This is a genomic window from Roseomonas sp. GC11 (assembly GCF_024437745.1).
Classification (GTDB): Bacteria; Pseudomonadota; Alphaproteobacteria; order Acetobacterales; family Acetobacteraceae; genus Pseudoroseomonas.
Map to the genome: position 1 here is coordinate 51,962 of NZ_JANFNY010000010.1, position 19,584 is coordinate 71,545.

The window sequence follows — 19,584 nt, forward strand, 5'->3', positions numbered from 1 at the left end:
CGCCCGCAAGACAGGTGCCGTGGAAAGTTGAGGGGGCTTTGCCCCCTCAACCCCCAGCAGGGGACAGGGTCCCCTGCACCCGCCATCAGGGGGGACTCACAGATGGGTTTCCAAAGGCCTCAGGCCTTTGGTGGGGAGAGTTTGAGAGGGGCGAAGCCCCTCTCAAGACCACGCCCGGCCCTATCAGTCTGGCTGAAGCCGGGCCTGGCGGATCAGCGCGCCCCAGCGCTGACGCTCGGCGGCAATGAAGCTGCCGAAAGCCTCGGGCGTATGGGGGGAGAATTGCGCGCCTTCCGCTTCCAGCTGGGCGCGCAGCGCGGGCTCCTGCAGGATGCGCTGGCTGGCTTCGTGCAACTGCCCGATAACCGCGCGGGGCATCCCCGCCGGGCCCACCAGCCCATACCATTGCACCGCCTCGAAGCCGGGCAGGGCGGTCTCGGCGATGGTCGGGATCTCCGGCGCGCTCTCCAGCCGCGTCAGGCTGGAGACGCCGAGGGCGCGCAGCAGCCCGTTGCGCACCGGTGGCAGGGCCGGGGGGCCGCCGGTCAGCGTCAGGTCGATCTGCCCGGCGATCAGGTCGCTCATCATCGGCGCGGTGCCCTTGTAGGGCACATGCACCATCTCCACCCCGGCGGTGATGGTGAAGGCAGCCATGGCGATATGCGCCGCGCTGCCATTGCCGCCCGAGCCATAGGTGAGCTGGCCGCCGCGCCGCTTCGCCAGGGCGATCAGCTCCGCCACGTCGCGCGCCGCCACGCGCCGCGGGTTGACCACGAGGATGTTCGGCACCGTCGCCACCAGCGCGATGGGCGCGAAGGCCGTGGCGGTATCGAAGGAAAGATTGCTGTAGAGGGCAGGATTGACGGCGAGCGTGCCGATATGCCCCATCATCAGCGTATAGCCATCCGGCGTGGCGCGCGCCGCCGCCTCGGTGCCGATGGTGCCGCCGGCGCCGCCGCGGTTCTCCACCACGAAGGTCTGGCGCAGCTCCTCACCCAGGCGCTGCGCCAGGGCACGGGCCAGGATATCGGTGGAGCCGCCCGGGGTGAAGGGGACGATGATGCGCACCGGCCGGTCGCCCGGCCAGGGCGCGGCGGCCCGTGCCCCGCCGGACCAGCAGGGCAGCGGCAGCAGGGCGGCGCCCGCGGCGCGCAGCAGGGCGCGCCGCCGGGCGGGCCGGATCAGCCCTTGCATCATGGGTTTTCCTTTCTTGTCTTTCCTGGACCGTTCCGCGCCGCTGCCGGCGCGGCGCTATTCCTCGAGCGTCTCGACGTAGCGCAGGCCGGCCTTCTCCAGCGCCGGGCGCATGCCGTAGAGGTCAAGCCCGAGCACGCCGGCGGCGAGCTTCGCGCGCTTCTCGCCCTCATTGGCCTGGCGCTTCTCGGCCGCTGCCAGGGTGGTGGCGATGTCGGCGGCGGGGACGATGACGACGCCGTCATCATCGGCCACGACGATGTCGCCCGGCCGCACCGCGGCGCCGGCGCAGACCACCGGCACATTCACCGCGCCGAGCGTCGCCTTCACCGTGCCGCGCGCCGAGATGGCGCGCGACCAGACGGGGAAGCCCATCTCGCGCAGCGTGGCGACATCGCGCACCCCGGCATCGATCACCAGCCCGCGCACGCCGCGCGCCTGCAGCGAGGTGGCCAGCAGGTCGCCGAACATGCCATCCGTGCAGTCCGTGGTGCAGGCGACGACGAGGATATCCCCCTTCTGGCACTGCTCCACCGCGACATGCAGCATCCAGTTGTCACCCGGCTGCGCCAGCACGGTGACGGCGCAGCCCGCCACGGCCGCCCCCGGCCAGGCCGGGCGCAGGGAAGGCTTCATCAGGTTGGGCGCGCGGCCCGAGGCCTCGTGCACCGTCGAGACGCCGAGCGGCGCGAAGCGGTCCACCAGGGCGAGATCGGCGCGCGGATTGCGCGTGACGACGACGGTCTTCACGCCAGCACCTCCACCGCGTCGGGGAAGATGGTCTGGTAGGCCTCGCCATAGGTCATCGGCCTGCCGGAATTGCGGCCGCCCTGCATGCCGCGGTTGAGCGCGACGCGGTGGTAGTATTCCCACAGGTGCTTCTGCGCCGGCAGCTGCTCGAAGGCCTTCCACTTCGTCTCCCACACCTCGGTGATGTTGAGGATGCGGTTGGGCTTGAAGTCGCACTGCTCGGGCTGGTGCGGCTCGAACTGGAAGACCTGCGGCGCGGCATAGGCGACGCCGCCGGGGCCGGGCTTGTGGCCGGCGGCCTGGGCGATGATGCGCGCCTCCTGCGCGAAGCGCGAGGCTTCCGGGTGGTCCACATTGTAGGGGTCGGCCAGCGGGTGCGTCAGCACGAAGGAGGGCCGCACCTCGCGGTAGATGTCGATCAGGCGGTCGAGCATCGCCTCTGTCAGGCGCAGCGGGTAATCGCCGGCATCGAAGAACTCGATCTCCGCGCCGAGGATGGCGGCGGCGGCCTCGGCCTCGGCGCGGCGGCCGGCCTTGCAGGCCTCCAGCGTCATGCCCGGCTGCTTCCAGGCCCCCTGGCTCTCGCCGCGCTCGCCATAGGAGAGGCAGACGATCTTCATGCGGTAGCCGCGCTGGGCGTGCAGGGCGATGGCGCCGCCCGCGCGCCAGACGAAATCACCGGGATGGGCAGTGACGACCAGGCCGGATTTCGGCGTATCAGACATCGTGGGTTCTTCCTCTTACTCAGCCCAGTAGAGACGGTCCGGGTTGTCCACCAGGATCCTGTGGCGCAGCGCCTCGTCCTCCACCGCCAGGGCCAGGAGATCGACGAGGTCGCCATCATTCGGCATGTCGCCGGCGATGTTGGGGTGGGGGAAGTCGGTGCCCCACAGCGTGCGCTCCGGCGCCGCCTCGGCCAGGCGGCGGGCGAAGGGCACGGCATCGTGGAACGGCGCCCCGGCCGAGGAGACGCGCTCCGGCCCGCAGATCTTGACCCAGGCGAGCGGGTTGCGCATCAGCTCCAGCAGGCGGCGGAAGGGCTCCTGCTCCAGCCCGTGCTTCGCCTGCACGCGGCCCATATGGTCGATGACGAAGGGCACGCGGATGCGCGCGATGCGCCCGGCATGGGTCAGGATGTCGCCCGCATCGAGATGCAGCACGACATGCCAGCCCAGCGGCGCGATCCGGTCCAGCACGCGGTCGAACACGTCGAGATCCGGCGTGCCGCCCAGATGCTGCACGAAGTTGAAGCGCACGCCACGGATGCCGCCCTGGTGCAGCGCCTCAAGCGCCGCATCGCTGATCCCGCCATCGACGATGGCGACACCGCGATAGGCGCCGCCGCTGCGCGCGATGGCATCCAGCATGGCGCGGTTGTCGGTGCCGTGGCAGCTGGCCTGGACGATCACCGCGCGGCTGACGCCGATGGCCGCGTGCACCCGGCGCAGATCCTCCACCGGCGCGTCCGGCGGGGTGTAGGAGCGGTCCTCGGCATAGGGAAAGGCCGCCGCCGGGCCGAAGACATGGCAATGCGCATCGCAGGCTCCGGGCGGCAGGGTGAGGCCGGGCCGCCGCGGGTTCGGGTCCGGTGCCTTGCAGGTCTTCATGCGCGTCTTCCCCCTCTCATTGCTTTTCGATGCCGGCGCGCTCGATGGCGGCGCGCCACTTCGCCGTCTCGCCGCGCAGCAGGGCGGCGAGTGCCTCCGGCGTGCCGCCGCCGGCCTCCACCCCCGCCGCGCGCAGCGTGGCGCGCAGGCCGGGCTCGGCCAGCACGGCGTTCAGCTCCTGGTTGAGCCGGGCGATGATGGCGGGCGGCGTGCGCGCCGGGGCCACCAGCGCGTTCCAGGAGGTGACATCGAACCCCGCGAGCCCCGCCTCGCGCAGTGTCGGCACCTCCGGCAGGCTGGGCGAGCGCTCCGGCGAGGTCACGGCCAGCGCGCGCAGCGCCCCGTCGCGCACCTGCCCCATCACCGGCGCGACGATCTCGAACGCCACGGCGACATCGCCGCGCATCAGGCTGGTCAGCAGCGCGGGGGTGGCGGTGAAGGGCACGGTCAGCGCATCCACCCCCGCGCTGGCCTTGAACAGTTCCGCCGCCAGGTGCTGCGTGCTGCCGACGCTGATGGTGCCGATCGGGTGCCGTTCCGGCGCGGCCCTGAGCTGCGCCAGCAGCGCCGCCACATCGCGCAGCGGCGAGCCGGGCGCGACCAGGATGGCGATGCCGAAGCTGCCCATCAGCCCGACCGGCGCGAAGTCGCGCAGCGGATCGAAGGGCAGGCTGCGGAACAGCGAGACACTGATGGCATGGGCATTGGTGGCCACCATCAGCGTGCTGCCATCGGCCGGCGCGGCCAGCAGCGCCTGCGCCGCGATGGTGCCGCCGGCGCCCGGGCGGTTCTCCACCACCACCGGGCGGCCGAGCCGCTCGGACAGGCCCTGCCCCACGCTGCGCGCCGCGAGATCGGCCACGCCGCCCGCCGCATTCGGCACGAGCAGGCGGATGGGCTTGTCCGGCAGGGTGGCGATGGGCTGGGTGGCGGCAGATTGGGCGCGGGCCGCGCCAGGGCCGCGCGGCGCGGCACAGGCGAGGGCGCCGCCGCCGAGCAGGAGCCGGCGAGTGATCGTCATGGCATGGTCCTCCCGTCCCGGCCGCCTCTCACCGGGGCGGCCTGGGTTGCTTCATTCGGCCGCCTGCGCCGGCACCGCATGGATGATGCCGGAGAGCAGCACATCGAGATCCTGCGTCGCCAGCTCCTCCGGGCGCATGGCGCGGCCCCGGGCGGCGGCCCAGTCCTGCCGCTCGGCGATGGGCGCGCTCAGCAGCGGCTCCACCCCGGCTTCCTGCACGGTGCGCGCCACCTCGCGCATCTCCTCGGCGCGGCGGCGGCCATGGATCAGCGCGCGGCTGATGACGTAGCGGGCGAGGCCGCGCCAGTCCGGGTGCGGCAGCGTGTCGGAGAGCGAGCGCAGCACCTCCTCCTCCACGCCATAATGGCGGGCGGCCAGCATGCTCTCGGTGGTCAGCGCCTCCAGCCCCTTCACCATGACGCTGCGGCACATCTTCACCGCCGAGGCCTTGCCGACCGGGCCGGGGAAAAGGGTGAGGTCCATGCCGAAGGGCGCCATCAGCGCGGTGAATGCCCCCGCCTCCGGCCCGCCGAGCAGGATGGGCGAGCGCAGCCCCTTGGGCGGCACGCTGGCCATCACCGCCGCCTCGACATAGCGCCCGCCCTGGGCGGTGATGGTGGCGGCGGCGGCCTGCTTGGTGCCGGGGGAGACGGAATTCACATCCACCACGAAAGGCGCGTGGCCGAGCCCGCCGGTCAGGCTGCGCATGGCCGCCGGCACGCTGCCGGCGGTGACGCAGACGAAGACCACATCGGCGGCGGCGGCCGCGGCGGCGGCGCTTTCCGCCACCTGGGCGCCGGTGGCGCGGGCGCGCTCCAGCGCCGCCGGGGCGATGTCATAGGCCGTGATGGCCGTGGCGCCGCCCGCCCGCAGGTCGCGGGCGAAAATGCCGCCCACCTCGCCAAAGCCGATGATCGCGAAGCGTGTCATGGCGGTTTCTCCCGTATTCTTCGTTGTGGTCATTCCAGGCCGGCGGGAAGCCCGTCCCACACCGCGTCCAGCGTGAGGGGGCGGGGCAGCATGCCCTGCGCGGCCATGAAGCGGAGCGCCAGCGCCAGAACGGGGCGCAGCGCGGCGCGGCTGGCGGGGGGCGCGCCGTGCGGGCCGCCCTGTGGGATACCCGGTGGGATACCCGGTGGGATACCCGGTGCGCTGGGGGCCGCGCCGGCGGCGGAGGCGCGCATCAGGCGCAGCACTTCCGCCACCAGCTCCGGCCGCCGCTCCGCCAGATCGCGCGAGACGGTCAGCACATGGTTGACCGGGACAAAGCCATGGCGCTGCCAGAAGGCCTGGCCGGAGGCCGCCGGGTCGGCGAAGACGGTGCGCAGCCCCGGGTCATCCGGCACGTCATTGCCGACGATCACGGCATCCAGCGCGCCCTCGCGCAGCATGGCCATCATCTCCTGCCCTGGGGCGGCGCGCTCCGCCCAGGGCGGATCGGCGATGCCGGCCACATGCGCGTCCTCGAAGGTGATCCAGCGGCATTCCTCCGGGCGCGGCCCGCCCTCCTCGGCCAGGATGCCGCGCAGCCACATGCCGGTGGTCTGGCTATAGGCGCGCACGCCGATGCGCCGCCCGGCGAGGTCGGCCGGGCCGCGGATCGCGCTCTCCGCCCGGCAGAGCAGGGCCGATTGCTGGAAGCGCGCCGCCAGCACCACCGGCAGCAGCACCAGCGGCCGCTCCATCGCCCGCGCCTGCAGGAAGGTGGCGATGGCCATTTCCGAGACGTCGAAGCGCCCCTCCCGCACCATCGGCGCGAAGGCCCGGCTGATCACCGGGATCTCGGCGATGTCGAGGCGGAGCAGGGGGGAGGTGAGGCGGCCCTCCCTCAGCGCGCGCGTGGCGGGATAGCTGCCGATCGCGGCGCGCAGCAGGGCGGGCGGGTGGTCGAGGCCGGCCACGGCGTCAGCCCGCCGCGCCCGGAAGCCGCGCGCGCATCATGGCGCGGGCGAGGAAAGGTATCATCTTTGCCGTCCCCCCATCTGGGCCCGCCATCCGGGGTGCGGGCCGCCGGGCCGCCGCCGCGCCTGGCGCGGCCTGCGGTCCTGCCGGGGGCATGCCCCCTGGTGCCTGCCCCCTCGGGCCTGTCCTGGCTGCCTACACCGGGGGGGAGGTGGGCGACCAATCGCTTTCCGGGCCGGAACTATCAGGCATGGTTATAGCGGCCAGCCCCCGCTCGCCGATTTCGGCGACATGGGCGCGCAGCGCGGCGAGGAAGGCCTGCCCCCCCGGCGGCAAGGGCCGCGCCGGCGGCAGGATGATGCCCGCCGGGCGCGGGGGCGCGCTGCAATGCAACGGCAGCACCCGCAGCGTGCCGCGCAGCAAGTCCCCCGCCATCATCAGCCGCGGCATGGCGGAAATCATATCCGTGCCATGCAGCATCTCGCGGATGAAGCCATAGGAGCTGGAGCGCAGCGGCGCGGTGGGCATCAGCGCGTGCTGCGCCAGGAAGGCCTCGATCTCCTGCCCGACGCGCTGGCTGACCGTGGGCAGCACCAGCTCCTGCTGCCGCAGCAGCGCCGGCGTCACCTCGGCCAGGGCGAAAAGCGGGTGGTCGGCCCGCGCCAGCAGGGAAATCGGCTCCTCCCACAGCGGCTCGCGCAGGAAGCCATCCGGCAGGGCCGGCTCATAGAGGCGGCCCACGATCAGGTCGATCTCGCCCGCCGCCAGCTTGGGCAGCAGATCTTCCGTCCGCCCCTGCTCCAGCCGCACGCGCAGCGCCGGGTGGCGCGCCTTCAGCCGCCGCAGCGCCCCGGGCAGCACCCCCGTCGCCGCGACCGGCAGGGTGCCGAGCGCCACCGTCCCGCCATCCGGCCCGGCCAGGCGGTCCAGCTCCTCGTCCAGCCGCCGCAGCTCGGCCAGGATGCGGCGGCTGACCTCGGCGAAGAGCGTGCCCGCCTCGGTCGGCCGCACCCCGCGCGGCAGCCGGTCGAACAGGCGCTGCTGCAGGATGTCCTCCAGCTCCTGCAAGGTCTTGGTCAGGGCGGGTTGGCTGATGCCGAGCAGGGCCGAGGCCTTGAGCAGGCTGCGCTGCGCGGCGATCGCCTCCACCGCCCGCAGGTGCTGCATCTTCAGCCGCTGGTCGAGATAGCGCCGGAACGTCATGGGCAGGGTGCCTAGCAGAAAAACAGCGGGAGTCATCCTATTCCAGAAGGGAATATCTCTGCCGTCAGAAGCGATAGGACCGGGGGCCCCGCCGCCATTAGGCTGCCGTGACCCAGACCAAGGGGGAGAAACGCGAATGCACGCGCCGGAACCGATCATGGACATCGCCCATCTGGGCCATGTCGAGCTGCTGACCCCCCGCATCGAGGAGTCACTGCGTTTCTTCGTCGATGTCATGGGCATGACCGAGAGCGGCCGCAAGGGCGACAGCGTCTATCTCCGCGGCTGGGATGACTATGAGCGCTATTCACTGCAGCTGACCGCGGCCCCCCGCGCGGGGCTCGGCCACGCCGCCTTCCGCACCCGCAGCGTCCAGGCCCTGGAACGCCGCCTGGCCTCCCTGCGCGCCGCCGGCCATGAGGTCTGGGCGCATGAGGATGAACTGGGCCACGGCACCGGCTGGCGCTTCCGCGACCCGGATGGCCACGTCTTCGAGCTGTACTGGGAGACGGAATGGTATGCCCCGCCGGCCGAACTCCGCCCCGCGCTGAAGAACCAGGCCCAGCGCTTCCCGGCGCGCGGCGTGAACGTGCGGCGGCTAGACCATTTCAACTGCCTCGCCGTGGATGTCCGGGGCTGCCGCGAGTTCTTCCAGGCTCATCTCGGCCTGCGCTGCACCGAGCGCATCGAGCTCGACAGCGGCGAGGAAGCGGGCATGTGGCTGACCGCCACCAACAAGTCCTACGACTTCGCCTTCACCAAGGAGGCGCACGGCGTCCCCGGCCGCTTCCACCACGTGACCTTCGCCCTCGACAGCCGCGAGGCCATCCTCCAGGCGGCCGACATCTTCCTGGAGCACGGCATCCATATCGAGACGGGGCCACACAAGCACGCGGTGCAGCAGACCTTCTTCCTCTATGTCTATGAGCCGGGCGGCAACCGCGTGGAGGTGGCCAATGCCGGCGCCCGCCTCGTGCTCGCGCCCGACTGGCCGGCCATCACCTGGACGGAGACGGAGCGGAAGAAAGGCCAGGCCTGGGGCCTGAAGACCATCGAGAGCTTCCACACCCACGGCACGCCGCCGCTGGAAGAGATCGACGTCTGACCGGCCTCCCGGCGCGGCGTGAGCCGCGCCGCCGCCCCGCCCGCATCGGGGGGGGTCAAGATGAAGAACAGGCTGCAAAAGCCGCGTCGCCACCAAGGGAGAAAACAATCCATGCTGACTCGCCGGTCCCTGGGGCCCCTGGCCCTGGCTTCCGCAAGCCTTGCCCTGCCGCGCGCCACCCGCGCGCAGGAGGAATGGTCCGCCCGCACCGTCACGGCCGTCGTGCCCTGGCCGGCAGGTGGCCCGACCGACGCCTTCGCCCGCCTGCTCTGCAACCGCCTCTCGGGCGATCTCGGCCGCAACTTCGTGGTGGAGAACCGCGGCGGCGCCAATGGCACCATCGGCATGACCAGCGCCGCCCGCGCCCGCCCCGATGGCGCCACCGTCATCATCGCGCCCAACAGCACCTATGCCGTCGCGCCCCATCTCTACCCGGTGAATTATGACGCGGAGCGCGCCTTCGTCGGCGTCGGCCTGCTGGTGTCCAGCCCGCTCTTCATGCTGGTGCCGCGCAATTCACCCGTCACCAGCGTGGCCGACTACGTCGCCCTGGCGAAGAAGGACAACAAGGGGTTGAACTACGCCAATGCCGGCGTCGGCGCCACCTCCCACCTGGCGACCGAGATGTTCATGCAGATGGCGGGCATCAGCGTCACCGAGGTCGGCTATCGCGGCGGCGGCCCGGCCGTGCAGGCGGTGCTGGCCGGCGAGGCGGGCATGTTCTTCATGCCGGCGGCGGCGGTGATGGCCTATATCCAGTCCGGCGAGTTCCGCGCCCTGGCGGCGACGACCCGCGCGCGCAGCCCGCTGGCGCCGGAAGTGCCGACCTTCCAGGAACTCGGCTTCCCGGGGTTCGAAGTGGTGGAGCATGTGGCGATGCTGGCCCCCGCCGGCACGCCCGAGCCCATCCTGCGCCGCCTGAACGCCGCCTGCGCCGCCGCCCTGCGCGCCCCGGAGATGCAGCCGCGCCTGCAATCCATGGCCGTGACCGTCGAGGCGCAGCCGATCGAGGCCTGGCCCGCCTATGCCAGGGCGGAAAGCGACAAATGGCGCGTCTTCCTGAAGGAACGGAATATCCGGATTCAGTGAAGGGGAGGGAGCGGGTTCTTTTTTGAAAAAAAGAACCAAAAAACTTTTTTTAGTGGCGTTTCGGGGGGGGAGGCGGGCGCCGGGTTGGGGGAATCAGAGGGGGAAGCGGACTGTTATCCGGGTGCCGCGCCCGCCGGGCGGGAGCGGGCTTTCCGCCGCGATCCGCCCGCCCATCGCGGCGGCGAGGCCACGGCAGATCGCCAGACCCAGCCCGGTGCCAGCGGCGATGCGGTCCGTCCGCCCCGCCCGGTGGAAAGGGTCGAAGATGCGCGGCAGGTCCTCCGCCGGGATGCCAGGGCCGTCATCCTCCACCAGCAGCGCCACCTCCGCCCCCTCGCGCCGGGCGGAGAGCCGCGCCATCCCGGCGGGGGCGGAGAATTTCAGCGCATTGTCCAGCAGGTTGCGCAGGATCTGGTCGAGCAGCGCCGGGTCCAGCCGGGGCTGCGGCAGGCCGGCGGGAAGATCCAGCGCCACACGCCCCCCGGCCCGCGCGGCGGCGGCCTCCAGCAGGCCGGGCAGGTCCACCGGCTCCCGCCGTGGCGTGATCTGCCCGCTCTCGATCCGCACCATGTCGATGATGTGGCTGAGATAGCGCGAGAGGCGGGCGGTCTCCTCCTCGGCCGTCAGCAGCAGGTCCTGGCGCACCGCCTCGGACAGGGCGGGCCCGGTGTGGCGCAGCGTCTCCAGCGCACCCCGGATCGAGGTCAGCGGCGTGCGCAGGTCATGCCCGAGCGAGGTGAGCAGGGCGGTGCGCAGCTGCTCCGTCTCGGCGCGGGCGGCGTTGCGGGCATTCTCCTCCATCAGCCGCGCGCGCTCGAGCGCGACGGCCGCCTGGTCCAGCAGCGCATCCAGCGTGCGGTCCGCCTCCGGCTCCAGCGGCGCGGCGAGGCGCAGCCCCACCAGGCCCACCAGCCCCTGCGCCGTGCGCATCGGGCGGAACTGCCAGGGGGCGGCGGGCAGGGTGTCGGTGCCCTGGCCGGTGCGCACGCCATGCGCCATGGCCCAGCGCGCCGCGGCCATGGCGGCCTCGTCCGGCTCCGCCTCCACCGGCTCGGCGGCGCGCAGCACCGGCTCGGGCGCCGTCTCGCCCGGCGCGGGGGGCAGCGGCATCAGCACGCAGGCCGGCACACCGGTGACCCGCGCCGCCTCCTGCGCCACGGCCCCGATCAGGTCCCCCATGTCGCCCGGCGCGCCCAGGCGGCGGCTGAACTCCACCAGCCGGCGCAGCGCGTGCAGCCGCGCCCGCGCGCTGCGCACCGAGCGGCCGAGCCCCCCCGTCGTCCCCGTCATCAGCAGCGCCACCAGCGAGAAGACGACGACGCCCACCACATCCTGCGCCCCGGCGATGGCCAGGGTGTAGCGCGGCGGCAGGAAGAGGAAGTTCCAGGACAGGAAGGAGAGCACCGCCCCCGCCAGCCCGTGCAGCGGCCCGAAGGCCACCGCCGCGGCGACGATGGCGGGCAGGTAGACCATGCCCAGCGCCCCCTCCGGTACCACGCCATCCGTGGCCGCGCCGATGCCCGTGGCAAGGCCCACCAGCGCCAGCGTCGCCGCCCAGCCCGCCCAGCGCGGCAGCGGCGCCGCGCCGGGGGAGGGGGGGAAGGAGGAGGCGCGCGGCGCCGGGCCGGCCGGATCCGCCACCAGATGCAGGGTGAAATCCCCGGCCTGGCGCAGCAGCGCCGTGGCCAGCCCGCGCCCCAGCCGCCGCCGCCAGCCGCGCGCCGCGCCACGCCCCATCACCAGATGCGTGGCATTGCGCGCCCGCGCCTGGGCGGCGATGGCGGCGGGCAGGTCGGCGGCCACCACCGTCTCCACCACCGCCCCCAGCTGCGCGGCGAGGCGCAGCGCCGGGGCGGGGTCCCCCGCCTCGGCCCCCGGCCGCTCCACATGCAGGGCCAGCAGCGGCGCCTTCAGCGCATCGGCGATGCGCCGGGCCTCGCGCAGCACCGTGGGCGCGGCCGGGTCGGGGCCGAGCAGCGCCATCACCCGCTCCCCCACCGGCCAGGGGCCGGCAATGGCATGGGCGCGCATATAGCCGGTGACATCGGCCTCCACCCGCTCCGCCGTGCGCCGCAGCGCGATCTCGCGCAGCGCTGCCAGATTGCCCTCGCGGAAAAAGCCGCGCAGCGCGCGCTGCGCCTGCTCCGGCTGGTAGACCTTGCCCTGGCGCAGCCGCTCCAGCAGCTCGGCCGGGGGGATGTCGATCAGCTCCACCGCATCGGCGCCGGTCAGCACGTCATCCGGCACCGTCTCCGCCACCCGCACGCCGGTGATGCGCGCCACGGCGTCCGAGAGGCTTTCCAGGTGCTGGACATTCATCGTCGTCCACACCTCGATGCCGGCGGCGCGCAGCTCCTCCACATCCATCCAGCGCTTGGGGTGGCGGCTGCCGGGGGCGTTGCTATGGGCCAGCTCGTCCAGCAGCAGGATGGCCGGGCGGCGGGCCAGGGCGGCGTCGAGGTCGAACTCCTCCAGCGCCTGGCCGCGATGCGCCATGGCCGCGCGCGGCAGCACGGGCAGGCCGGCCAGCTGCGCCTGCGTCTCCGCCCGGCCATGCGTCTCGACGAGGCCCACCAGAACATCCGCCCCGCCCAGCCGGCGGCGGCGGCCCTGGACCAGCATCTCGAAGGTCTTGCCGACCCCCGGCGCGGCGCCGAGGAAGACTTTCAGCCGCCCGCGCCCCTCCTTCGCGGCGAGCGCCAGCAGGGCATCGGGATCGGGGCGGGGGGGCTCGGCTTCGGGCATGGCGGGAGTGTAGGCCCGCGCGCGCGCGGCGCACAGCAGGGGAGGGGGAGGGGGGGAGGAGGGGGAGCGGACTCGCGGGGAAGGGCTTGAGCGCGATTCAGGATCGTGATTTGATCAAAACACGAAGCCGAAAAGGCAAAGCGGGACCGCCCACCACCACACCCCGCCGTCACATGGAGAGCCAGCATGACCCAGCGCCACCCCGAAACCCTCGCCCTGCATGCCGGCTGGCGGCGCGATGCCACCACCAAGGCGGTCGCGGTGCCGATCTATCAGACCACCTCCTACCAGTTCGACGATACCGGGCACGCCGCCCGCCTCTTCGGGCTGGAAGAACTGGGCAATATCTACACCCGCATCGGCAACCCGACGACCGACGTGCTGGAACAGCGCGTGGCCGCGCTGGAAGGCGGCGTGGCAGCGCTGGCGCTCGCCTCGGGACAGGCGGCCTCGGCGCTGGCGGTGCAGAATCTCGCCGTGGCGGGGGATAATATCGTCGCCTCCACCGATCTCTATGGCGGCACCTGGAATCTCTTCGCCAATACGCTGAAGGACCAGGGCATCGAGGTGCGCTTCGTCGATCCGGCAGAGCCGGAGAATTTCCGCCGCGCCACCGATGACCGCACCCGCGCCTACTATGCCGAGGCGCTGCCCAACCCGAAGCTGGTGCCCTTCCCCATCGCTGAGGTCGCCGCCATCGGCCGGCCGCTCGGCATTCCGCTGATCGTCGATAACACCGCGGCGCCGCTGCTGATCCGCCCCTTCGAGCATGGCGCGGCGGTGGTGGTGCATTCGCTCACCAAATATATCGGCGGGCATGGCAGCAGCATCGGCGGCATCATCGTCGATGGCGGCAATTTCGACTGGGCGGCGCATCCGGCGCGCCAGCCGGCGCTGCACCGGGCCGACCCCTCCTATCACGGCGCGAAATGGGTGGAGGCAGCCAAACCGCTCGGGCCGATCGCCTATGTGCTGAAGGCGCGCACCACCCTGCTGCGCGACCTCGGCCCGGCGCTCAGCCCCTTCAATGCCTTCCTGATCCTGCAAGGGATCGAGACGCTGCCGCTGCGCATCCGCGAGCACAGCCGCAATGCCTCCGCCGTGGCGCGCTTCCTGGCCGGGCGGCCAGAGGTGGCGCGCGTCATCCATCCCGAGCATCACACGGGGGAGGCCGCGGCGCGCAGTGCCAGATACCTGCCGCGCGGCAAGGGCGGGCTGCTGGGCTTCGAACTGGCCGGCGGCGTGGAGGCAGGGCGGCGCTTCATCGATGCGCTGCGGCTGTTCTACCATGTCGCCAATATCGGCGATGCGCGCTCCCTGGCCATCCACCCGGCCAGCACCACCCATTCGCAGTTGACGGCCGAGGAGCAGCGCGCCACGGGGGTCACGCCGGGTTATATCCGCCTCTCCATCGGGTTGGAGCATGAGGAGGATATCCTGGCCGATCTGGCCCAGGCCCTCGATGCAGCGAGCCTGCGTCAGGCGGCGGAGTAAGCGGGCCGGGCGCTCCGGGGCTCCGCCCCGGACCCCGCTGGGGGAATTGAATTCCCCCAGACCCCCACCTTCGTCAGAAGCGCAGGCCGTATTTCAGCTGCGTGCCATAGTCGTTGGCGGCAGTGCCATCCTCGCGCAGGCGGCGCCAGCCCACCGTCCACTCGAAGCCATCCAGCCAGGATACGGCATGGCCAAGGTCATAGGTGGCGGAAGCGGCATTCTGCGCCGCCTGGTTGGGGGCCACCCCGGCCTCCTTCAGCCAGGCATAGGTATAGGCCAGCCTGACGGGGTTGAGGCCGAACTCCACCCCGGCGGTCAGCACATCACGCCGCAGCCCGGCAATGCCATCGGCATCGCGCTGGCGCAGCCATTCGACCAGCGGCGTCAGGGTGATGTTCATCGGCAGGCCCACCTCCCAGGCCAGGCCCGCCACACTGCCGCGCTCCGTCGCCGCCGTGCCCGCCTCCACACTGTCCAGCCCGGCGCGGCGTGAGGAATAGCCCAGCGTATAATCCAGCGTGCCGAGCGGCAGGGAAACGCCCTTGCCCTCCAGCGAGAGAACGGCGTTCTGGTAGCCGCGCGTATTATCCGCCCCGCCATAGGCGCGGCGGTTGCGCGCGGTGTAGCGCAGCCGCCCCTCCGCATCGAGCACCGCATGGCGCCGCGCCAGCAGTGAAGAGGACAGCCCCGTCCGGTCGGCCTGGAACATCTCGAACTGAAGGCTGTGCGCGCCGAATTCGCTGTCCAGCCCGGCAAGGTCGGAGAGCGACAGGTTGGCGCCGAAGCCGATCTTCTCGGACAGCTCATAGCCCTCGGCGAAGTCGGTGCCATAGAGGCCCGGCGCCTTGTCCCAGGCGAAGCCGAAGCGCGGATGCAGCTTGCCCGCGAACAGCTCCAGCGGCCCATGGCTCCAGTTCAGGGTCAGCTGGTCGACCCAGGCGGATTGCCCGTAGAAGGCGCGGTTGCTGCCATCGGCCTCGCGCCCGGCCGGTTCGCTCTTGAAGACGCCCCGCAGCGTGGCGCCCTGCGGCAGGCTCAGCGCCAGGCCGAGCTCCGTCTTGTTGTAAAGATCGCTATAGGCGGCCCGCCCGCCACGGCGGCCATGGCGGTCGAGGTCCAGCTCCGTCGTGAGTTCGCCCGCCAGGGCGAACTCCCCGGCCTGGAGGCGGACCTCGTCCTCCGCCCGGGCCGGGGCGAGGGGGAGGAGGAGCAGGGCAGGCAGGAACAGCAGCTTGCGCGTCATGAAACCACCTGGGCGGCGAGGGCGCGCACGCTGTCGGCGCGGCGGCGGAGGGCGGTGATGGACACCGGCGGGGAGGAGGGCGGCAGCAGGCCGGGATAGGCGGTGTCGCGGATCGCCATGAGCTCGGCCTGCACGCTGCGCCAGACCCGTCCCTGGCCCTGCGCGGCCTGGGCCATGGCATAGCGCAGGAAGCCCGCGCTCTCATGATATTCGAGCAGGTTGACGATGCGGCCGCGGTCGATGCTGCCGCCATATTCGGCTGCCACGGCCTCGACCATGGTGGCGATATGGGCGAGGCGGAAGGCCTCGTCCATCGCCACGCTGGCGCGCGCGGCGGCGAGGGCGGACTGGGCGGGGAGATAGGCGGCGGTCAGCGCGGCGCCGCTGGCGCCCTCGCGCGCCACCTGGTCGAGCCGTGTCAGCGCCGCGCCGAAGGGCGCCACCCGGCGCCCGGCCAGATGCGGTTCCAGCCAGGCATAAAGCTCGCGCACCGGATGGCCGAAGAGCGGCTGGCCGAGCCGCCCTTCGCCGCCCTCCACCAGGGCGCGGCCGATCATCAGATGGCCCTCCAGCAGGCCCAGCGCCTCAAGGAAGGCGGCATCGGCGGCGCGGCCGGTGAGGGTTTCCTTGCCCTGCAGATGCTGCACCCGGCGCGGCGCGCAGTCACAGGCCGTGGCCTCCGGCCCTTCCGGCAGGGAAGGCGCGGTCTCCGGCACGGCGTGCCGCCCGAGGGCGGCGCCACCGGCCATGAGGGCGGGGAGGAGCATCAGCACGGTGCGGCGCTTCGCGGGCGGGGGATGGAAGGGCGGCGGCGGCGCCGGATGGAACTGGCCCGGCCCGATAACGATACGGGTTATCTTCGATCTCTGGAACATGGCAGATCATCCAACTCCCCATCAGGCCAACCCCCCATCAGGCCGGTCCCGCCTGCCGGCCGGATGCCGGGGGCGGGCGGAGGAGTCGCCTGGGCACCCGGCATGGGCGTTGCGCTGCGTGGGAATGCGGCACTTCGCCTTTATTTCGCGCTAAAAAGGGCTGTTGACTTCGCTTCCCTGCCCTGACAGGCTGAATTTTAGGCGAAGAGCAACGCTGCTCACCTGTGCGCCATCCTCGGCTGAACCGGCAACGGCAACGGAGCCACAGCATGCCGCGCCCCTCCTGAGGGAAGGGCGCGGTGGGGATCGCGTCGCGGATGCAATCCAGCCTGCACAGGATCGGCCTGCTCTTCTCGACCGGCGGCGCCTATGGCGGCCCCTCGGCGGAGATGCTGAAGGGCGCGCGCCTCGGCATCGAGGATGCCAATGCCATCCCCGGCGGGCCGCGCCTGGCCGCCGTGATGGCCGACCCCTCGGGCAGCCTCGCCGGCTATACCACCCTCTGCGGCGGCCTGCTGGACCAGGGCATCCGTCACATCGTCGGCTGCTACACCTCGCAGAGCCGCAAGGAGGTGATCCCGCTCATCGAGAAGCGGGATGCCCTGCTCTGGTACCCGGCGCATTACGAGGGTTTCGAGGCCTCGCCGAATGTCGTCTACACCGGCGCCGCGCCCAACCAGCATGTGGTGCCGCTGATCGACTTCGCCGCGCGCAGCTACAGCCTGCGCGCCTGCTGCGTCGGCTCCAACTATGTCTGGGCCTGGGAGAGCAACCGGGTGCTGCGCGAGGCGCTGCTGGCGCGCGGCGGCCGCATCCTCTCCGAGCGCTACGTGCCTCTGGAAGACACGGATTTTTCTCAGATGACCGCCGAGATCCTGCGCCTGCGGCCGGCCTTCGTCTTCAGCACGCTGGTCGGGCAGTCGAGCCACCATTTCCTGCGCGCGCTCCGCGCCGCCTGCCGCGCCGCCGGCATCGACCAGCCCGCCACCCTGCCCGTGCTGGGCTGCAACATCTCGGAAGTGACGATCGCCGCCGCCGGGCCGGAAAGCGGGGAGGGGCATGTCAGTTCCAGCGCCTATTTCTCCACCGTGGCCGGGCCGGCCAACCGCGCCTTCGTCGCCGCCTACCGCGCGCGCTTTGGCGGCAACCCCTCGGCCGATACCGAGGCGGCCTATCTGACCATCCGCCTGCTGGCCCAGGCCCTGGCCGCCGCCGGCGGCGAGGCGGTGGAGGCGGTGCGCGAGGCGGTGAAGCATCAGCGCCTTTCCGCCCCGCAGGGCGAGGTGTGGATCGACCCCGACACGCTGCACGCCGCGCTGACGCCGCGCATCGGCCGCTCCCGCGCCGATGGCACCTATGACATCATCTGGGAGGCGGAGCGGCCCGTGGCGCCGGACCCCTATCTGGTGGGCGTCTCCGCCCGCCACGGCCTGCCGGCGGCGCGGCTGAAGGTGGTGTCGTGAACCCGCCCGCCATGGTGCAGAATTTCCGTGGCCTGCGCGCCGTGCTGCTGACCGCGGCGGCGGAGGATGGCGAGGCCACGCGGATGCTGGCCCCGGCGCTGGGCCGGCTGGGCGTCACGCTGCAGCGGCAGGAGGTGGCGGCGCCGCTCGCCGCCGCCGCGCCGCAGCCCTGCGAGCTGCTGGTGCTCGATGGCGATGACGACCTGGCCACGCTGCTGGCGCCGCTGCCGCCTGACTGGCTGGCGCGGCTGCCCATCATCGGCCTGGTGGGCGTGGAGGCGCCGGGTCGGCTGCGCGCTTTGCTGCAGGCGGGCGCCACGGCCTTCCTGCGCAAGCCGGTGCATGGCTCGGCCGTCTATGCCGCGCTCGTCCTCGGCGTCAACGCGCAGCGCGCGCGCCAGCACGGCGCCGCCCTGCTGGCCGAGCAGGAGCGCCGCCGCCGTGGCCGCCGCATGCTGATCCGCGCCACGCTGCGGCTGATGCAGCAGCACGCGCTGGATGACGATGCCGCCTATGACCTCCTGCGCCGCGCCGCGATGCGCGCGCGCATGAGCATCGAGGATTACAGCGAGGCCTGGATGGCCGGCCAGCCGGCCGAGGCCCCCACCCCGCACACCCTGACCACGCAAAGGATCGCATGATGCCTCATGGGACTTTCTCCCGCCGGTCGCTGCTGCGCTCCGGCTTTGCCCTGGCGGGCGGGGCGCTGGCCTCGCCGCTGGTGGCGCGCCACGCGCTCGGCGCCGATCCGGTCAAGGTCGGCAGCCTGCTCGACCTCTCCGGCCCCATCGGTTCCTCCGGCCAGGCGATGTATGACACCTTCCGCCTCGCGGTGGAGGAGGTGAACGCCACGGGTGGCCTGCTCGGCCGGCCGGTGGAGCTGGTGAATTACGACACGCAGTCCACCATCCAGCTCTATTCGCAATATGCCCAGCAGCTCGCGCTCCGCGACAAGGTGGCGGTGGTGCATGGCGGCATCACCTCCGCCTCGCGCGAGGCGATCCGCCCCGTCTTCAACCGCTACCGCATGCCCTATTTCTACAACGTGCTCTACGAGGGCGGCGTCTGCGACCGTGACACCTTCTGCACCGGCACCACCCCGGCGCAGACGGTGAACAAGCTGGTGCCCTATGCGATGGAGAGCTGGGGCAAGAAGGCCTATATCATCGCCGCCGACTACAATTACGGCCAGATCACCGCCAAGTGGATGAGCAAATACGTCAGGGATGGCGGCGGCTCGGTCGAGGCGATCGAGTTCTTCCCCCTCGACGTCACGGAATTCTCGGCCACCATCAGCAAGATCCAGCGCGCGGCGCCCGCCATGGTGCTCTCCGCCCTGGTGGGCGCCAACCACACGGCCTTCTACCGCCAATGGGCGGCGGCGGGGATGAAGTCGCGCATTCCCATCGCCTCCACCACCTTCGGTCTGGTCAATGAGGTGGCGAGCCTCGACCCGGCGGAGAGCAACGGCATCGTCACCAGCTACGGCTACTACCAGGAGATCACGACGCCGGCGAGCAGCGGCTTCGTCGCCAAGCTGCGCGCCAGGTATGGCGCGAACATGCCCTATACCAGCGAACTCGCCTGCGCCAACTACGAGGGCTTCATGCTCTGGGCGGAGGGTGTGCGCAAGGCGGGCTCGCTCGACCGCGTGAAGGTCTGCGAGGCGCTGGAGACGGGCATTTCCTTCGATGGCCCCTCCGGCAAGGTGACGATGGACAGGCAGACCCACCACGCCGTGCGCAATGCCTATCTGGCCGAGGCGCGTGACAGGAGCTGGAAGGTGCTGCATTCCTACCCCGACCAGCCGCCGGCCGATACCGCCGCCGTCTGCGACCTCGTCGCCAATCCGCGCATGAGCAAGCAGTTCGTCATCGACGTGTCGAACTGAGA

Annotated in this window: 17 protein-coding genes; 6 read left to right on the plus strand and 11 right to left on the minus strand. The window is 72.0% G+C overall.

The window, feature by feature from the left end; all coding sequences use genetic code 11:
- Nucleotides 1-183 precede the first annotated feature (183 nt).
- The 8 genes from NON00_RS04980 to NON00_RS05015 all read right to left on the minus strand — a co-directional run bounded on the left by NON00_RS04980 (nucleotide 184) and on the right by NON00_RS05015 (nucleotide 7,677).
- A complete protein-coding gene (locus NON00_RS04980) occupies nucleotides 184-1,197 on the minus strand; it encodes a tripartite tricarboxylate transporter substrate binding protein (RefSeq protein WP_256017997.1) in 1,014 nt (337 codons plus the stop codon).
- 54 nt (nucleotides 1,198-1,251) lie between these two features.
- Complete coding sequence (locus NON00_RS04985; protein WP_256017999.1) at nucleotides 1,252-1,944, minus strand: 4-carboxy-4-hydroxy-2-oxoadipate aldolase/oxaloacetate decarboxylase; 693 nt, start codon at nucleotides 1,942-1,944, stop codon at nucleotides 1,252-1,254.
- The gene (locus tag NON00_RS04990; protein WP_256018002.1) at nucleotides 1,941-2,669 is read right to left on the minus strand and encodes a PIG-L deacetylase family protein; all 729 of its coding nucleotides are present in this window, start codon (nucleotides 2,667-2,669) and stop codon (nucleotides 1,941-1,943) included. The genes NON00_RS04985 and NON00_RS04990 overlap by 4 nt, the downstream gene beginning before the upstream one ends.
- 15 nt (nucleotides 2,670-2,684) lie before the next feature.
- The gene (locus NON00_RS04995; RefSeq protein ID WP_256018004.1) at nucleotides 2,685-3,551 is read right to left on the minus strand and encodes an amidohydrolase; all 867 of its coding nucleotides are present in this window, start codon (nucleotides 3,549-3,551) and stop codon (nucleotides 2,685-2,687) included.
- A 16-nt stretch (nucleotides 3,552-3,567) separates the two neighbouring features.
- Complete coding sequence (locus NON00_RS05000; RefSeq protein ID WP_256018007.1) at nucleotides 3,568-4,572, minus strand: tripartite tricarboxylate transporter substrate binding protein; 1,005 nt, start codon at nucleotides 4,570-4,572, stop codon at nucleotides 3,568-3,570.
- Between the two features lie 51 nt (nucleotides 4,573-4,623).
- Nucleotides 4,624-5,502, minus strand: coding sequence for an NAD(P)-dependent oxidoreductase (locus NON00_RS05005; protein WP_256018009.1), 879 nt, complete (start codon nucleotides 5,500-5,502; stop codon nucleotides 4,624-4,626).
- A gap of 29 nt (nucleotides 5,503-5,531) precedes the next feature.
- The gene (locus tag NON00_RS05010) at nucleotides 5,532-6,473 is read right to left on the minus strand and encodes an ABC transporter substrate-binding protein (RefSeq protein ID WP_256018011.1); all 942 of its coding nucleotides are present in this window, start codon (nucleotides 6,471-6,473) and stop codon (nucleotides 5,532-5,534) included.
- Nucleotides 6,474-6,669: 196 nt separating this feature from the next.
- A complete protein-coding gene (locus NON00_RS05015; RefSeq protein ID WP_256018013.1) occupies nucleotides 6,670-7,677 on the minus strand; it encodes a LysR substrate-binding domain-containing protein in 1,008 nt (335 codons plus the stop codon).
- A gap of 136 nt (nucleotides 7,678-7,813) precedes the next feature.
- Here NON00_RS05015 and NON00_RS05020 point away from each other — a divergent pair, with 136 nt between their 5' ends.
- Nucleotides 7,814-8,782: a catechol 2,3-dioxygenase gene (locus NON00_RS05020; RefSeq protein WP_256018016.1), complete on the plus strand. Its 969-nt coding sequence runs from the start codon at nucleotides 7,814-7,816 to the stop codon at nucleotides 8,780-8,782.
- Between the two features lie 111 nt (nucleotides 8,783-8,893).
- Nucleotides 8,894-9,871, plus strand: coding sequence for a tripartite tricarboxylate transporter substrate binding protein (locus NON00_RS05025; protein WP_256018018.1), 978 nt, complete (start codon nucleotides 8,894-8,896; stop codon nucleotides 9,869-9,871).
- A gap of 93 nt (nucleotides 9,872-9,964) precedes the next feature.
- On the opposite strand, the gene NON00_RS05030 is transcribed toward NON00_RS05025, so the two are convergent.
- Nucleotides 9,965-12,616 carry a sensor histidine kinase KdpD gene (locus NON00_RS05030; RefSeq protein ID WP_256018020.1) on the minus strand — a complete coding sequence of 884 codons (2,652 nt, stop codon included), beginning with the start codon at nucleotides 12,614-12,616 and terminating at the stop codon, nucleotides 9,965-9,967.
- Nucleotides 12,617-12,802: 186 nt separating this feature from the next.
- On the opposite strand from NON00_RS05030, the gene NON00_RS05035 reads away from it, so the two are divergent.
- Entirely contained in the window at nucleotides 12,803-14,110 is a 1,308-nt protein-coding gene (locus NON00_RS05035; protein ID WP_256018023.1) for an O-acetylhomoserine aminocarboxypropyltransferase/cysteine synthase family protein, read from the plus strand.
- A 73-nt stretch (nucleotides 14,111-14,183) separates the two neighbouring features.
- On the opposite strand, the gene NON00_RS05040 is transcribed toward NON00_RS05035, so the two are convergent.
- Complete coding sequence (locus tag NON00_RS05040; RefSeq protein WP_256018025.1) at nucleotides 14,184-15,353, minus strand: hypothetical protein; 1,170 nt, start codon at nucleotides 15,351-15,353, stop codon at nucleotides 14,184-14,186.
- On the minus strand, nucleotides 15,350-16,126 hold the full coding sequence (locus tag NON00_RS05045; RefSeq protein WP_256018027.1) for a hypothetical protein: 777 nt from the start codon (nucleotides 16,124-16,126) through the stop codon (nucleotides 15,350-15,352). The genes NON00_RS05040 and NON00_RS05045 overlap by 4 nt, the downstream gene beginning before the upstream one ends.
- 419 nt (nucleotides 16,127-16,545) lie before the next feature.
- Between NON00_RS05045 and NON00_RS05050 the strand changes: the two genes are divergently transcribed.
- The 3 genes from NON00_RS05050 to NON00_RS05060 are packed head-to-tail and all read left to right on the plus strand — an operon-like array spanning nucleotide 16,546 to nucleotide 19,582.
- On the plus strand, nucleotides 16,546-17,691 hold the full coding sequence (locus NON00_RS05050; RefSeq protein WP_256018029.1) for a transporter substrate-binding domain-containing protein: 1,146 nt from the start codon (nucleotides 16,546-16,548) through the stop codon (nucleotides 17,689-17,691).
- On the plus strand, nucleotides 17,688-18,332 hold the full coding sequence (locus NON00_RS05055; RefSeq protein ID WP_256018031.1) for an ANTAR domain-containing protein: 645 nt from the start codon (nucleotides 17,688-17,690) through the stop codon (nucleotides 18,330-18,332). Before NON00_RS05050 ends, NON00_RS05055 begins: the two co-directional genes overlap by 4 nt.
- Nucleotides 18,332-19,582 (plus strand): ABC transporter substrate-binding protein, encoded by a 1,251-nt coding sequence (locus NON00_RS05060; protein ID WP_256018033.1) that lies wholly within the window; start codon nucleotides 18,332-18,334, stop codon nucleotides 19,580-19,582. The genes NON00_RS05055 and NON00_RS05060 overlap by 1 nt, the downstream gene beginning before the upstream one ends.
- Nucleotides 19,583-19,584: the final 2 nt, after the last annotated feature.

Coding starts and splice junctions, on each gene's coding strand:
- NON00_RS04980 (WP_256017997.1), bottom strand. CDS start 1,197: ATGATGCAAGGGCTGATCCGGCCCGCCCGGCGGCGCGCCCTGCTGCGC.
- NON00_RS04990 (WP_256018002.1), bottom strand. CDS start 2,669: ATGTCTGATACGCCGAAATCCGGCCTGGTCGTCACTGCCCATCCCGGT.
- NON00_RS04995 (WP_256018004.1), bottom strand. CDS start 3,551: ATGAAGACCTGCAAGGCACCGGACCCGAACCCGCGGCGGCCCGGCCTC.
- NON00_RS05000 (WP_256018007.1), bottom strand. CDS start 4,572: ATGACGATCACTCGCCGGCTCCTGCTCGGCGGCGGCGCCCTCGCCTGT.
- NON00_RS05005 (WP_256018009.1), bottom strand. CDS start 5,502: ATGACACGCTTCGCGATCATCGGCTTTGGCGAGGTGGGCGGCATTTTC.
- NON00_RS05015 (WP_256018013.1), bottom strand. CDS start 7,677: ATGACGTTCCGGCGCTATCTCGACCAGCGGCTGAAGATGCAGCACCTG.
- NON00_RS05020 (WP_256018016.1), top strand. CDS start 7,814: ATGCACGCGCCGGAACCGATCATGGACATCGCCCATCTGGGCCATGTC.
- NON00_RS05025 (WP_256018018.1), top strand. CDS start 8,894: ATGCTGACTCGCCGGTCCCTGGGGCCCCTGGCCCTGGCTTCCGCAAGC.
- NON00_RS05030 (WP_256018020.1), bottom strand. CDS start 12,616: ATGCCCGAAGCCGAGCCCCCCCGCCCCGATCCCGATGCCCTGCTGGCG.
- NON00_RS05035 (WP_256018023.1), top strand. CDS start 12,803: ATGACCCAGCGCCACCCCGAAACCCTCGCCCTGCATGCCGGCTGGCGG.
- NON00_RS05040 (WP_256018025.1), bottom strand. CDS start 15,353: ATGACGCGCAAGCTGCTGTTCCTGCCTGCCCTGCTCCTCCTCCCCCTC.
- NON00_RS05050 (WP_256018029.1), top strand. CDS start 16,546: ATGCAATCCAGCCTGCACAGGATCGGCCTGCTCTTCTCGACCGGCGGC.
- NON00_RS05060 (WP_256018033.1), top strand. CDS start 18,332: ATGCCTCATGGGACTTTCTCCCGCCGGTCGCTGCTGCGCTCCGGCTTT.